This window comes from Rhizobium mongolense USDA 1844, from assembly GCF_000419765.1.
Taxonomy (GTDB): domain Bacteria; phylum Pseudomonadota; class Alphaproteobacteria; order Rhizobiales; family Rhizobiaceae; genus Rhizobium; species Rhizobium mongolense.
Genome location: NZ_ATTQ01000056.1, coordinates 1 through 14000, shown reverse-complemented (window position 1 = coordinate 14000; position 14000 = coordinate 1). Strand labels below are relative to the sequence as shown.

Here is a 14000-nt window from a genome sequence, read left to right as displayed (position 1 = left end):
AAGCGCAGTCGCGCTGAGACCCAGATGGGTCGATGGAAGGCTGTGATCGGGCCCAAACTCAAAGCGCGACATTTTGACAATCAGAAGACCGAAGCGAAGATTGGCATCCGTGTTCTTAACCGGATGACAGAACTTGGCCGGCCCAAGTTCGAGCGCGTTGCATGAAAAATGCAGTGGATAGGGTTGCCTCGTCCAAAGTCTGATCCATGCAACAGTGCTCATAATGAATCGGTCTTCGCTCTCGGCCGCAAATCCTGGCTGTTCGCCGGATCCGAACACGGCGCTGCCCGGGCGGCGGCCATGGCGACGCTGATCATGACGCCGAAGCTCAACGACGTCGATCCCGCAGGCCTGGCTGGCCGACGTCCTCGCCCACATCGCCGATACGCCGCAGAACCGGCTTCATGAACTGCTGCCGTGGAATTGGCAGCCCCGCCAGATCCTTATGGCCTCGGCCGCGTGAACAGCGCGCGGAACAGTTGGTGCATGCTCATAGCGTCAGACCATCGCTTCGTATTCGAACTTGGTGGACTCAACAAAATTGCTTGCGGCCTCATACGCGTCCTTCCCAATGTCAGAGATCGCGAGCGCATAGCCGATCCTGTCGATGTCCCGCGTGACCACAGGGGCGACTCCGGGCGTTTGTATATAGATTTCAGACCGCAGGATCGCGTCCGGGCGGGGTTCGGGAAACGTGACCCTCATCACGCGCCCAGGCTGCGGCGTGTAGAACCGAATCGCCGCTCCGCTGCCAGTACTGTGCATGCTCTCCAACGCTTCGGCCGCCCTTACGACTTTTTCGTCTACAGACCCACGCTCTCGCACACCCCATTCGATCAAGAGGTTGTAGACGTCGATGCCTGTCGAGTGACGAATGAGCTGAGGAATAAATCCACCCGGCAGACGGTTCTGAGATTCGACTATTTTGATTGACTCGCCGTTGATGCGTATTTCCGTCCAGCATGGCCCGTCTTCGATCCCAAGCGTCGATAATGCACGACTGAGGGTCGCAGCGATTGCGCTTCTTTGCGCTTGCGTTACTTCGCCAGGCACATACTGCCCAATTGAAACCCAACTACCATGACCTATCGCCGGATCGTGGAATATTCGGACGATTCCAATGATTAGAAGTCTGCCGGCAAATGAAAACGTAAGAATTCCAAAATGCGTACCCTCTATGAACTTCTCTGCCAGAATTGCTTGCCCTTTACCCTGCCAATGTTCGTCCCAATAGCGCTTCGCGTCGTGAAGATTCTCTATCTTCTTCACCAAATAACTTCCAACCGAGTTTGTCGGCTTAACTATAATCGGATATTCTACTCTGTCAGCAAATGCGGCAATGCCGTCAAGTGAATGCACGCGTTCGAATTCTACGGCATCGGACTTCTCGGATTGGAGGGCAGTCCTCATCAAGGATTTGTCCTTTAGCTGCGCGGTTGCCTCCGCACTTGCGCACTCCAATCCCAAGGCTGCTGCAATCGTGGCGCCAACGATAAGTGCGTCATCGGACATCAGGAGTGCGCCATGGAAGGGATCTTCGCGGTGGATTGCAGCAATCATGTCCGGAAGTGACGGGTCCGCATATTCCATCAAAAGAAGGCGCTCTGGCCTGTTAGTTGCATAGTTGTCGTAACAGTAGGCTCTGTCCACCACTGTAAAGCGAGCTAAACTTCTTTTTTCAGAGGCGAGAAGCCATTCGGCAGCGCCAAAAACGACAAGATGTTTGGAAACGCTCATAGTCGATTCCCCCATAGTTTCCTCCTGCGCTCGCCGACAAATCGGCACGCACTAAACACTGTGAATACGATTGACGCAAAGACGATGATAGAACGCGGGAAGGCTTCGCCAATCCCATAAAGGACAGAGCCCAATGCTGTGCCACCGCTATAGACATAGAAGTAGATGCTAACCAATTTACCCCGCGATTGTTCATCCGCCTCAAGCTGCACCAAAACGAGCGCAAGTGTTGCGTTCATCGCTAGTGTCAGCCCAAAGGCGAACATTATGAGTGTCAGGATGGCATTCGACTCCGTCCAGATCATCGCGATGGCAGACACACTGAGACCAAGAGCGGCGGGACCGTTGATCCGACTTGCGTTGGAGGGCGAAATCCACCCGAGAAGTATGAGGCTGGAGAAGAGACCGCCGAAGGTAAAGGCAGAGGTCAATGTGGCGATGAGCGCAAGATCGGCCTTTCCATGAAGAGATGCGACGATACCGGGAAGCAACTCACCTATGGGTCTGAAGAGCATGCAAACGATTGCAAGCGACGCGAGCGTCCCAACGATGGGCGCAGTCACTTGAGGGGACCAAGCACGTCGCTGGCCTCCGACACTGCCTCTCTTGACACCCACGGCGGATTGGAAATTCTGTGATATTTTTGAGATTACCGCAGTGTAAATGAGCAGCACGATCCCGTTGAGTAAAAATATTATCCATGGACCGATAGCTTCTATCAGAATATATACTGATACTGGCGCAATAAAGACCGCAATGGAGTAAGACACGCTGTTGATGGCAATCGCCTTCGGTAGCAACTCTCTGCCTACCATCATTGGCGTAAGCGAGAATGCGGCCGGCGTCAGAAATGCTATAAGGGTCCCGTTTAGGCACCACAGGATAATCGCCGGGGTCGGTCCCATAGCGGATGCAGCAACGGTTGATAGCAAAAATGCGACAACGGCAAGACATCGCTGGACGCCAATGACGATGTGAAACCGGTTCGTCTTGTCGGCCACGATTCCGGCTATGTAGCCCAACCAAATGGTAGGGGCCATTTCTCCAATTGGAACGAAAGAAAGCATACCCATTGAGTGCGATGATTCCCAAACAATCCAGAGCAATGCGAACCGTTGCGACCAACTGCTCACAAGTTGAAAGAAGTTCGCACACACATACAGTCGGAAGCTGCCAACTCGCAGTGGCGACAGGACAGTGCGCAACCACTCAGCTTGCGCTATCCGGCCGATACTAGCCATCGAGCCCGGACGCGCCGCTGACCGTTCTGTCGTTACGGCAAACATTACGAAAAAGGCTCACGGCAAACCACGCGTTGTCATCGTGAAATTCTTCAACCAACTTGAATTTTGGAAGTTCCAAAAGTTGCTCAAGGTACCCCATCGGGAACTTCCTCTCGATTTCGGTCAGAATACGCTCTCCGGCCTTCACCGAAACCGTGAGCTTGAGTTTTGGTAATGTGAACGTCGTGTCTCTTAAGGCCACGAGATGGGACTTCATCGTGAACCCCTCGGGATAGTAGGCAGCTTCGTGGCGAAAAGCGGAGATATCGATGTTTCCAGCGTATTGATTATTAAGGTTCGACAGCACGTTCAGGTTTGTCTTCGCAGCCACCCCGTTCTTGTCGTTATATGCTGCAGTCAGTAATGCGGGGTCCTTATCGAGATCATGCCCGATCAAGATGTAGTCGCCATCACGCATCCCGGTTCGGCACATGTTCATGAACCGAAGAATTTCATCGTCGGTCATGTTGCCGATGTTGCTGCCGAGGAAGAAAAAAAGGCTGGGCTCCACGCGATGAGCATGCATAGGAATGGTTGCCGCATAGTCACCAACAAGCTTCACCGTGTTCAAAGTCGGCAACCTCTGACTCAGCCGTTGGCTTGCTTCTTCTACAATGAGGCCATTTATGTCAATCATATTGAGCAGCGGGTACCGCATCGTGGAGATCGAGGTACGCAAAAACATTTCGGTTTTCTTGCAATTCCCACATCCGAGATCGACGAAAGTCTCAACACGACATGCTTTCAGTATTTGCTCAGATTGCCTTTCGAGAATCTCTTTCTCGGTACGATACAGGTAGTATTCTGGTTGCTTGCATTGCTCCTCAAACAGACGCGACCCAAGGTCGTCATAGTAGTAACGGCACGGAATTGATTTTGTCGCATTCGACAGACCGTCCAATAGATCCTGACTCATTGATGTGCCTCGCATGATCCAACCTACTCATTTCTGCTTCAGTTCCTTATCCCGGAAGCAGATAATTGCTGATACGTTTTGCTAACCAACCGAACGCATGCGGCAGAGCTGTAGTTCACCGTACTTCTGTTGGCGACATGATGAGCAAAATGTTCTAGGATACCTACGTATTCGTGATAGAGAGAGGATTTGAACTTTGGGAACCCGTTGAGAAGATCTACTTCTCGTGACGTTCCATCTGAGTTTGACAGCACAATTCGCTTGTCTTCCCCGTTGGGATAAGCCCAATCCAAATAAATATGAACCGGCAGTCCAGTTTTGCTGCGCAATTCAATTGTGGCGGCTATATCAATACCGCAATCATCGAACTCGGCGGAGGCTGCGAAGAGATCGATGTCGCCTACGATATGCATCGCTAGATCGAAAGCGTTCGGGCCGTTGTCAGCAATGCAGCCACCTCCGCACGCAGCGGGGTCAAGGTACCAACTGTCATTTCCTGCGTGCTGCCGAATATCCTCCTTGTAGTAGATCGAAACGGCTGCGATGCCTCCATTGTCGGTTGTCCGAAGGCTCCCGACATCTTTGACGTGTCGGTTGTATCGACGATGAAAAGCAGTGAAGAGGATTCGGCGGTGTCGCACAGCCAGGGAGATAAGCCGTCTGGATTCAAGCTCGCCCATCACTAGCGGCTTTTCGCAGCAAACGTGCTTGCTCGCAGCGAGGGCGAGCTTGCATGCATCGAAATGAAGATTGTTCGGAAGAGTCACTATGACGGCGTCAACGCATTCTGCTCGCATCAAGGCTGTGTAGTCCGCGAACTGTTCGACCTCATGCCGCCGACCAAACCCGTCCAGCTTGGCTTCCGAACTATCGCAGACAGCAGTTAGTCTCAGAGAGTTCGATCTAGTTAATGCAGCGAGGTAGTAGTGAGAAATCACTCCTAGGCCTGCAATGCCAACACGGATCATTGTCCGATCTCCGCTAGAGAAACAGCTCCTAACGTTGACGCATGCCAATTGAGCGCGGCGACCGTCGGAGCCGGAAGGGGAATACCGTGGACGCCTCGTTCGAGTGCAATTTTCGCGTCGGAATGTCCTGGATAGGTGAGTGCCTCATGCCCCTCAAAGACAGGTTCTCCCAATAAGGAGGAGAGAAACCTCTCCATTCGCTCGGCAAATATGGAGCCCTCGAGAAATGCACTCACATCGAGCGCAAACAGGAAGTGTCCAATGCTGTTTTGCTCATCCTCGAACCCCAAGGAGACACTCGCCCCCGAGAGTACACCAGAGAGCACTTCCACCAAAAGCGAGAGTCCAAGCCCCTTGTGGCCACCCGTAGATCGTTGCCATCCACCCAACGCAACCAGGAATCCAGAACCTTCCAAATATGAGTGGGGATCAGTCACGGGTTGACCGCTCTGATTGACCATCCAACCCACTGGAACCTCTTCTCCGAGGTCCTTTGCGAGTTTGATTTTTCCGCTGGCGACTACCGTCGTGCTCATATCAAGTACGAAAGATGGCAAGTCCCCAGCGGGTGACGCAAATCCCAAAGGATTGGTGCCGATGATTGCTCGGCGTGAACCCTGTGCGTACCCGACAGGACGATTTCCCAAGTTCGTCAGTGCCAACCCGATCATTCCCGATTGGGCTGCCATGCGCGCGAAGTATCCGGCTGCCCCGAAATGACTACTGTTCATAACTGTCACGGCCCCGACGCTATGTTCGGCAGCAAGTTCGATGGCCGCTTCCATCGCGCCTTTGGCTGCGAGAAGTCCAAGCATGCCTGACGCATCGAACGTCGAAATTGCGCCTTTCTTCCTCACCCTTCGGAGCGTGGATGATGGAAGAATGGATCTATCACTTAACGCTTTCACGTAGATCGGGAGAAGATTACAGACCCCATGCGAATCCAAGCCGTGAAGGTCAGCATAAAGTAATACGTCGGCGGCGGCGGCGGCTTGCTCAGACGAGAACCCATATCTCAGGAAGGTCACTTCAGTTAGCCTTCTGAGAGACTCGGCATCGATTCTAATCACGTTTGACATGCTGCAGCCCCAGTCACTTCGTATGATGCAATAAACAAGAGCGCTGCAACTTGATCCGCGAACTGGTCGAGATCGGCGAAGTCAATATGTTCGGATGAGGTGTGTGCCCCGTTCGTTGCCAGCGAACCGGGTCCCCACATAATTGAATATCCTCGCCCTTGACCCCACATTGCATCGCACGTGAAAGTCTCGGCATCGTCGGCGTGACGTTTTATTCCTGCGTCAGCGAGTTTTCTTTCCCAGTCTGCGTTACGATTGGTGAGGACTGGCAATCCGCTCTTGAGCCAGCGAACGGTGAGAATCTGATCAAGTCGCATTGCCGTACGAGTGAAGACATCAATGCCGCCGAAAATATCTACGAAGCGGAAACCCGCGGTTTCAATCGCGCTAGTTACTGCGGACTTCACAAGCTCGCCTGATCGTGTCGTGCGATACGAGAAGTTGAACTGCGCTCTGCCGGTTCCGTACACCCGGTTATGCATGTCACCTGTAGCAACACCGGCGAGTGTCATGCGCACATCAGTCCGAGAGCAAATCGGCCCCATTTGTCTCGCCAGTTCTGCGCATAAGTAAGAGAGAATCAGACTCGCATTGTCCCCTCGGTGGGGTGCGTCGTCGGTGGCTCCTTTTCCGTCGACAGATAATTCCAGGGTCATCGAACATGTCGAGGAGTCAAAATACGCGCCGCCAGATGGAATAGCGAAAATGTTCAGCGAGCCGTGATAGCCCAACTCCATCAGTTGCTTGGTGCCATAGACGCCCATGGCGCCTCCCTCTTCGCCGGCAACACATTGGATAAGCAGGCGAGGGCGACGTTTCTCTGGTGGGTGGTTGGCTGCCCAGCGTTCGATTCCTTCCAGGATTGCTACGCCAGGCCCCTTGTTGTCTGCAGCACCCCGCCCATGGATACCGCCTCGGAGGTTTCTCGCGGGGAAAAAAGGGCCGACCGTATCCATATGAAAATTGAACATTACGTCCGCGCAGCCATGGATGTCCTGTGATCCCAACACAATCGAGGCCTGGTGGGCGAAGAACTCTGGCCCCATTTCTTCCGCTCTACGCTTCACCGAAACGGGGGCTTCACAGTCCAGTGTTGGCACATGCCGATACAGCGTTGTGAACCCAATTCTCTGAGCTGCCGCAGCGTACAAATCCAGAGCTCGAGGAAGATCGCAGCATCTGCCTGACTCCATCGGCGTGACCGTATCCACCGAGATGAGTTCGCTCAGCAAATCTTTATGATGCTGACTAAACATGCTGCGTGATGCCATGCCAGACATCCCGAACTAGGTCGCCAGCGCTTACGGCACATTCCGTATAAAGGCCTATGCGTCGATCGTTCTCTGGGTCTGCTCTACCGGCGTGCGGGAGCACTGCTAGATGGGGTTCGATAGAGAAAACTCCTCTGTATCCGCTTGAGAAAAGTAGCGCCAAACATGCCGCGACGCCGGCATGTCCACAGCCAGCGCGACAATAAGTGACTTCGCCTCCAGACTTCATACCATCCTTAATGTGGACGTGATCGACGAAGTCGACGATGGGCCGTAAGAACGCGAGGGCATCATATCCGTAGGCGAGCCCGTTACCCGTATCAAATAGCAAACGCAGATTGGTGCTATCGACGAGCCGAAGCATCCGAAGAGTATCGGATGGCGATCTACCGGCAAAACCATCACAATTTTCGTGAAGAAGCATGATCCCGTGCTCCTTGGCGCGATTTACAAAAACGAACAACCGCTCGATAGCGCGCTCCTGCCAATCATGCGCCGAAAAAGTGCCACGCGAATACGACATGATCCGCACTGACTTGCAGCCCAATGCATGACAAATATTAGCAAGTCGGTCGATTTCGGCTAGTTCATCATCGAGTGGATACTCAACTGTTCTCGACCAGTTACCGATTCTCGAGTCGAGGCAGTCAACGACGAAATCCGCCTGTTTAATGCGGGCTATCAGGGCACTGACCTCAGATTTTCCCAATGCGTCAATCGGGGAGCCGTCGACGGACCTGAGTTCAATGTGCGAGAGGCCAATGGCTTTGTGAGTGGCAATCTGTACTGCGATCGACGACGCAGCTTCATCGGCAATTCCCGACATGGAGTAGGGTGACTTCATCTGCAGGCGTTTCCGAACTCAAGCACACCGTTGATCACATGGTTTACCTCGGCATCCGTCAGCTCCGGATACAGTGGCAAACAGACAGCCTGCTGGCTCATCTGAAGGGCCACAGGCAACGACGCTCCTTTCTCCACGAAATGCGCGAAAGCCGGCTGGTGGGGCAGGGGTGCCTGGAACCCTGTTTGGGTTTCTATTTTGAGATCGAAAAGAAACTGCCGCAAACAACTGGCATCTGGATGCCGAACGACATATCGATACGGGACTCGCTCTGGTTCATTGCAATGCTGAAGGCCAACTCCGGCGACGGTGAAAGCCGCGTCGTATCGTTTTGCGATCGCCCGACGGCGCTCGATCCTCTCCACAAGAAATCCCATCTGTATCGCGAGGTAGGCAGCATTCACTTCGTCCATACGGCTATTGTGGCCGCTTACGTGGTGAACAAAACGCGTCTTTCCATCCTGCCCATGATTCCTGCGCATCCGGCAGAGACTGGCAACCTCTTCTCGGTCTGTGACAATCATCCCGCCATCGCCCAAGCCGCCAAGCGGCTTCGCCGGATAAAACGAGTACACGCCAATGTCACCGAGAGTTCCCAACGGGTGACCTCGAAGCTTTCCACCAAAACTGCTCGCGCTATCTTCAAGAATATGGATATGGTCCGGCAATCTCGATCGCAGCAGAGGAATGTCGCAAACACCACTATAAAGATGCACTGCGATGACGGCCTTGGTGCGTATCGATTGCGCTGCCACAACTGCATCAACGTCAATTGACCAATCGTTCGCCTGGATATCGACAAAGATCGGTGTCGCGCCGGCCGCTACGATCGCATTTGCTGTGGATGAGTATGAATATGCGGGGGTAATAACCTCATCCCCTGGGCCAATGCCTAAGGCCTCGAGGGCTATTTGCATGCCCGCAGACGCAGAACCAACGGCCACCGTTTTAAGATCCTCAGACCCAGCAAACGATGCCACCTGCCTCTCAAAGAAGTCGACTGATGATTTCAAAATGAACTCACCTTTCTCGCAGTGAATGAGCAGAAGATCGGGCAAGGCGTTGGGCAGCAGAGCGGCCGTTCTTGCGTAATTGAAGAAGGAAACGTTCATCTGGATGAGTAGAACGTGGCAATGGCTTCAACCGTATATTCAATCTGAGCCTTTTGAATCTCGGGATGGATAGGAAGTGCGAGTGCCTTGGATGCAGCGGTTTCTGCGACAGGAAAGCAGCCGACGCGATACCCCAAGTCCGACATGGCAGGCTGCAAATGAAGAGGCATGGGATAATAGGTTTCTGTGACGATCCCCTGCGCAAGTAGAAACTTTGCCAGTTCATCCCTTTGTTCAACCTCGATCAAATAGACGTAGAAAACTTCCTCACCGCTCTTCACGTATGCGGTAAGACGAGGCAACTGAACGTCGGGCACTTGCCCGAGTAGTCGAGAGTAACGTGCCGCCACTTCTTGGCGACGCTCGATATTAGCTTGGAGTGTCCGTAACCTGTGAGAAAGTACGATCGCATGCCAGTCGTCCATACGGCTGCAAATGCCGCGTCTAACAGCAAGGCCTGACCCGTCCCGCCCGAGATCTCCCGTCTGACGCATCGCGACCGCCAGTTTAGGATCGTCCGTGATAATCGCTCCAGCGTCTCCTAATGCGCCCAATGTTTTTGTCGGGAAGAACGACAGTACGCCAGCTGATCCAAACCTGCCTGCGTGCACGCCATTCTGAGTCATCCCGATTGCTTCGGCACTATCTTCAACAATGAGAACTTGATGTCGCGTGGCAACCTCATTCAACGCCTGCATGTCGGCCATCTGACAGAAAAGATGGACGACCATGATTGCTTTCGTGTCCCGCGTAATTGCCGCCTCGACAGCAAGCAGGTTCAAGGCGTAAGTTGGGGCATCGATATCGACGAACACTGGAGTCGCGCCAACTTTTCGAATGCAGGACACGGAAGAAAAAAAGGAATAGCACGGAACAATAACTTCATCGCCCGGTCCGATGCCAAGCGAGCGAAGAACCAGCTCTAGGGCGTCCGAAGCATTGGACGTCGCAATTACATATTTTGCTCCGGTATAATCTGACAGTTCTTTCTCAAAGCGCTTGACCATAGGACCATTGACAAGAGTGTCCTGCTCAACCAGAAGTGCGAACTCACGTCTGAGATCGGGAGTAAGACTCCGCATCTCCTGCGTATTGCTATAGAATGGCACTAGCATGCGGCCCCCCGTTTGAAACATTGCTATCAAGATATTCGAACGAACCAATCTGCTCGACGCTTTTTCGGGTCATTGCGAACTCAATGACACTCGCTATTTTCTTATGCGCCGGCAGCGACATGGCGCGTACGAGACTTTCGTCGCTCGGCCCTAACTCGGGGTGGAAATGATTGTATGCAAGCTCGATAGAACGCGTCAGCGGATCATCAAACATTGAAGTGGCAAACAACAGCTCGCTGCCTTTCCGCAACTGCAGACTAGATATGTTGTCGTCCGCACTGGCCGGGAACCACCCTTCGATTGTGACCCCGGTGCTCATTTCTATTGAGATGCTGCGTTGGCGAACTGGATGCGCGAGGCTAGAAAACACCGTGGAGTGCACGTTACCAGAGTGGCGAAGCACCACACGAGCAGAGCCCATTGATGCTATCCTTGAGCCGTTTGGCAAGATCATATCCGCTATTCTACATTCCTCGACATGCCCATCGCCTAATAAATGCAGTGCCAATGCAAGCTGATGGGGTAACTCCACCTCAGCAATATGTTCATCAACGTTTTTTTGACTACGGGCTATCCTAGATTTTGTTTGCACCAACACAGCTGAGATCGCGTCTCCGAGCTCCTTGCTTCGAAGGAAGGCTCTGATGCAAGCGGTCAGGGCGCTGCAAGGCCAATTTGAAACAACCAGAATTCGTGCGCCAAACTGCTCTTCCAACGAGAGCAGCTGATGGTATTCGTGCTCCGAAAGCGCAGCCGGCTTTTCCACCAAGATGGAGCGATAGCCTCTGTCGAGTACGGCCCTTACAGCAGCGGCTCTATCTTTTGGGGGAATGCAGATATGACAAACGGTTGGATGCTGCAGATTTACCGGAGGCAACACATCAGTTGCCCGATGTCCGTCTTTCTCTGCGAGATTTCTGCGATCGCTTGATAGATCGACCGCGAGAATGTCAACAGTGGTCGACAGCGACCCCGGTCGTGAAGCCCATAGTTTTTGGATGCATTGCTCGTGAAGGTCGCGGCCAGCATGTCCGTAACCGACTATTACCGTAGCGACGGGAAGTCGGCCGCTGGTCGACCACGAGTGTATTGTATCTCGACTGTTCATGCTGCAGTTGCCCCCGTTGCCAGTCGCCTAGATGAGGAATGCACCTTATTCAATGCGCTCCGAACAATCTGCAAACCGTCATCAAACTCGGATCTGCTAATCGTGAGCGGCGGCAGAATTTTAAGAACTTCGTCTTTTGGTCCGCAGGTTTCGATGATCAAACCGTCTTGGAAGCACGCCTCTTTGACCGCTGCACAATCTTGAGTGTTTGAAAAATCAAGACCAAGCAAAAGGCCTTTTCCCTTCACGGACAGCCCATACTGCTCCGCTACGGTTTCAACGACCCCTCTTGCCAGCGTGGCTTTTTCCTTGACCTCCTTTGCAAAGCGATCATTAGACCAATATCGCTTAAGCGCAGCGGCGGCGGTTATAAAAGCGTGGTTGTTACCGCGGAATGTTCCGTTGTGCTCGCCTGGATTCCAAATGTCATATTGGGGCCGAATGAACGCGATAGACATCGGGAGGCCAAAACCCGAAATAGATTTCGCCATGATCACGATATCAGGAACAATACCGAGATCTTCAAAGGAAAAGAAATTTCCGGTTCGCCCGCACCCAGCCTGTATGTCGTCGACAATCGTGAGGGCGCCGATCTCATGGGCTAGTCGTTGCATTCTCTGAGCCCAGATCGGTGAGCACACATTGGCACCACCTTCGCCTTGGACTGTCTCAAATACAAATGCGGCCGGAGCATCGATCCCACTGGAAGAATCCAATAGGAGTTTTTCTATTTGAGCCGCAGTGTCAACGGTGGGTCCAAAATAATCGCAGTAGGGTAGATGAGTAACTTGCGTTAGAAGGGGCTTTGACGATGCACGATGCGATGAATTCCCGGTCAACCCCAAAGCACCCAATGAACACCCGTGGAAGCCGTTGGTAAAGGCGATCACATTCGCTCGACCGGTGAATTTTCGTGCGAGCTTTATCGCCGCTTCGACAGCATTAGCTCCAGTAGGCCCGGTAAATTGAACATGAAAATCCAGTTGACGGGGAACAAGGATCGCATCTCGCAGCGCCGTGAGAAAACCTGTCTTTGCTACGGAGTGCATATCCATACTCATCGCAACTCCGTCGCTGAGTATGTATTCCATGAGCGACTCGCGAATTGGCTCGCAATTATGCCCGTAGTTAAGCGATCCACAGCCCGATAAGAAATCAAGATAGGGGCGGCCCAGCCGATCATACAGATAGGAACCTTTCGCCCGCCCGAATTCTACCGGATAAGCACGGCAATATCTTCTAACCTCAGACTCGATATCTCTGTATACGTCTGGAATATTTTTGCCGCTGAATATAACGGTCTCAGACAATTTGCTCCTCCTTATAAATTCCTGACGCAAATTCAACAAGCGGCGAATGTGGCTGACCTAAGCCAAGGGTAATCTTGACACGATGTACACTTTGCCGGGCTGGAAGTTCGTGAGGGGCTCGCCACGCCGCCAGTTTTCCACTTGAATCGAAAGGAGCCGGGGACCCCATCTGCAGCACCATGTAGCCCTCCAAAGCTATTGCCAAAGGTTGCGCGACTTTATGCGCGAGCTTGTTTCCCTCGTAGAGAGGGGGCACACCGGTTCAAGGGAAGGAGAGCATCGCTCGTCTTGCGCGTCTGCACGCAGCCCTCACTCAGTGTTGCCGAACCTCAATGTGCAAAGGCCATGCCAGCGCGCTCAGCGCGCAGCAAGTGCATGATTATGCTTGAAAAGCCTCCAGAGTGCCCAAGATGGCCGGTTGTACTGAACCTGACATTTTTGCTGCCGCTGTCAGGTTTCGGACACGCATCACCCGCTTCGCCGCCAGAAAAGCGTGGCCATCCGCACCGTTCCCGAGCGCCATGACCACGAGGCCGCCGGTGTCGAGAATCGGTGCAGCGCAGACGGTACGCCAATTGGGCACGCATTTTGCTTCAATGATTCTGTCATCGCCGGACGGCAATGGCAGATCTCTGATCGGCCCGCAGGAGCGGTATCATGATCGTCAGCGACAAAGAACGACGGACGGCGATGATGATACCGCAGCCGTCGGCCGACCGAAGCTGAAACCGCACTCTACCGAGAGACACGAACCGCCAAGCGCGGCGCAACCCGGACGGCGAAGACATGAATTCGGCTTTCGACGAGGTCCTCACGGCAGGGTCGGACGCGATGTTGAGCGCCTTCGATACGACGGCGCTGCGCCTCGGCACGGCCTCCCAGAATATCGAAAGGACTTCTGGGATGCCGGACGCTGGATGCCTTGTTCAAGGGACTGAAAGAGGGGACCTCGCCTCCTTTTCAATGGCGGAACCTCCTTGTCAAAGGGGTTCGGACTGATCAACCGCTTCTCCGAAGACATCGGTGCGCCGTGACGGCGCGGGAGGGTAGTATGACATAGCACTGTTGCATGGATCAGACTTTGGACGAGGCAACCCTATCCACTGCATTTTTCATGCAACGCGCTCGAACTTGGGCCGGCCAAGTTCTGTCATCCNGTTAAGAACACGGATGCCAATCTTCGCTTCGGTCTTCTGATTGTCAAAATGTCGCGCTTTGAGTTTGGGCCCGATCACAGCCTTCCATCGACCCATCTGG

Annotated in this window: 12 protein-coding genes and 3 pseudogenes; 2 read left to right on the top strand and 13 right to left on the bottom strand. The window is 53.4% G+C overall.

From position 1 onward, the window contains the following. Window positions 1–237: 237 nt before the first annotated feature. Window positions 238–463: pseudogene (locus A3C3_RS44740) on the top strand (transposase domain-containing protein); the annotation flags it as partial. A 35-nt stretch (window positions 464–498) separates the two neighbouring features. Here A3C3_RS44740 and A3C3_RS0136180 read toward each other — a convergent pair. From A3C3_RS0136180 to A3C3_RS0136120, 13 genes and pseudogenes are all read right to left on the bottom strand, one after another. Further along, complete coding sequence (locus tag A3C3_RS0136180) at window positions 499–1737, bottom strand: ATP-grasp domain-containing protein (RefSeq protein ID WP_167521896.1); 1239 nt, start codon at window positions 1735–1737, stop codon at window positions 499–501. Beyond that, on the bottom strand, window positions 1734–2978 hold the full coding sequence (locus tag A3C3_RS0136175) for an MFS transporter (protein WP_167521895.1): 1245 nt from the start codon (window positions 2976–2978) through the stop codon (window positions 1734–1736). The genes A3C3_RS0136180 and A3C3_RS0136175 overlap by 4 nt, the downstream gene beginning before the upstream one ends. Beyond that, window positions 2971–3936, bottom strand: a complete 966-nt coding sequence (locus tag A3C3_RS40715) for an L-histidine N(alpha)-methyltransferase (RefSeq protein WP_022719352.1) — start codon at window positions 3934–3936, stop codon at window positions 2971–2973. Before A3C3_RS40715 ends, A3C3_RS0136175 begins: the two co-directional genes overlap by 8 nt. Window positions 3937–3974: 38 nt before the next feature. After that, window positions 3975–4904 carry a Gfo/Idh/MocA family protein gene (locus A3C3_RS40710; RefSeq protein ID WP_022719351.1) on the bottom strand — a complete coding sequence of 310 codons (930 nt, stop codon included), beginning with the start codon at window positions 4902–4904 and terminating at the stop codon, window positions 3975–3977. Next, entirely contained in the window at window positions 4901–5983 is a 1083-nt protein-coding gene (locus A3C3_RS40705; protein WP_022719350.1) for an Ldh family oxidoreductase, read from the bottom strand. The genes A3C3_RS40710 and A3C3_RS40705 overlap by 4 nt, the downstream gene beginning before the upstream one ends. Further along, complete coding sequence (locus tag A3C3_RS40700) at window positions 5971–7254, bottom strand: M20/M25/M40 family metallo-hydrolase (RefSeq protein ID WP_167521894.1); 1284 nt, start codon at window positions 7252–7254, stop codon at window positions 5971–5973. Before A3C3_RS40700 ends, A3C3_RS40705 begins: the two co-directional genes overlap by 13 nt. Further along, window positions 7232–8098, bottom strand: coding sequence for a sugar phosphate isomerase/epimerase family protein (locus A3C3_RS0136150; protein WP_022719348.1), 867 nt, complete (start codon window positions 8096–8098; stop codon window positions 7232–7234). The genes A3C3_RS40700 and A3C3_RS0136150 overlap by 23 nt, the downstream gene beginning before the upstream one ends. After that, window positions 8095–9210, bottom strand: a complete 1116-nt coding sequence (locus A3C3_RS40695; protein WP_022719347.1) for a DegT/DnrJ/EryC1/StrS family aminotransferase — start codon at window positions 9208–9210, stop codon at window positions 8095–8097. Before A3C3_RS40695 ends, A3C3_RS0136150 begins: the two co-directional genes overlap by 4 nt. Next, complete coding sequence (locus A3C3_RS40690; protein WP_072382042.1) at window positions 9207–10325, bottom strand: DegT/DnrJ/EryC1/StrS family aminotransferase; 1119 nt, start codon at window positions 10323–10325, stop codon at window positions 9207–9209. The genes A3C3_RS40695 and A3C3_RS40690 overlap by 4 nt, the downstream gene beginning before the upstream one ends. Beyond that, complete coding sequence (locus A3C3_RS0136135) at window positions 10306–11433, bottom strand: Gfo/Idh/MocA family oxidoreductase (protein ID WP_084797148.1); 1128 nt, start codon at window positions 11431–11433, stop codon at window positions 10306–10308. Before A3C3_RS0136135 ends, A3C3_RS40690 begins: the two co-directional genes overlap by 20 nt. Then, complete coding sequence (ectB, locus tag A3C3_RS40685) at window positions 11430–12743, bottom strand: diaminobutyrate--2-oxoglutarate transaminase (RefSeq protein ID WP_022719343.1); 1314 nt, start codon at window positions 12741–12743, stop codon at window positions 11430–11432. The genes A3C3_RS0136135 and ectB overlap by 4 nt, the downstream gene beginning before the upstream one ends. 78 nt (window positions 12744–12821) lie before the next feature. After that, window positions 12822–12924 (bottom strand): annotated as a pseudogene (locus A3C3_RS48890) (TlpA disulfide reductase family protein); the annotation flags it as partial. A 198-nt stretch (window positions 12925–13122) separates the two neighbouring features. Beyond that, complete coding sequence (locus A3C3_RS0136120; RefSeq protein ID WP_022719342.1) at window positions 13123–13365, bottom strand: hypothetical protein; 243 nt, start codon at window positions 13363–13365, stop codon at window positions 13123–13125. Between the two features lie 164 nt (window positions 13366–13529). Here A3C3_RS0136120 and A3C3_RS44735 point away from each other — a divergent pair. Then, window positions 13530–13765: pseudogene (locus A3C3_RS44735) on the top strand (nucleotidyl transferase AbiEii/AbiGii toxin family protein); the annotation flags it as partial. Window positions 13766–14000: the final 235 nt, after the last annotated feature.

Coding starts and splice junctions, on each gene's coding strand:
- A3C3_RS0136180 (WP_167521896.1), bottom strand. CDS start 1,737: ATGAGCGTTTCCAAACATCTTGTCGTTTTTGGCGCTGCCGAATGGCTT.
- A3C3_RS0136175 (WP_167521895.1), bottom strand. CDS start 2,978: ATGGCTAGTATCGGCCGGATAGCGCAAGCTGAGTGGTTGCGCACTGTC.
- A3C3_RS40715 (WP_022719352.1), bottom strand. CDS start 3,936: ATGAGTCAGGATCTATTGGACGGTCTGTCGAATGCGACAAAATCAATT.
- A3C3_RS40710 (WP_022719351.1), bottom strand. CDS start 4,904: ATGATCCGTGTTGGCATTGCAGGCCTAGGAGTGATTTCTCACTACTAC.
- A3C3_RS40705 (WP_022719350.1), bottom strand. CDS start 5,983: ATGTCAAACGTGATTAGAATCGATGCCGAGTCTCTCAGAAGGCTAACT.
- A3C3_RS40700 (WP_167521894.1), bottom strand. CDS start 7,254: ATGGCATCACGCAGCATGTTTAGTCAGCATCATAAAGATTTGCTGAGC.
- A3C3_RS0136150 (WP_022719348.1), bottom strand. CDS start 8,098: ATGAAGTCACCCTACTCCATGTCGGGAATTGCCGATGAAGCTGCGTCG.
- A3C3_RS40695 (WP_022719347.1), bottom strand. CDS start 9,210: ATGAACGTTTCCTTCTTCAATTACGCAAGAACGGCCGCTCTGCTGCCC.
- A3C3_RS40690 (WP_072382042.1), bottom strand. CDS start 10,325: ATGCTAGTGCCATTCTATAGCAATACGCAGGAGATGCGGAGTCTTACT.
- A3C3_RS0136135 (WP_084797148.1), bottom strand. CDS start 11,433: ATGAACAGTCGAGATACAATACACTCGTGGTCGACCAGCGGCCGACTT.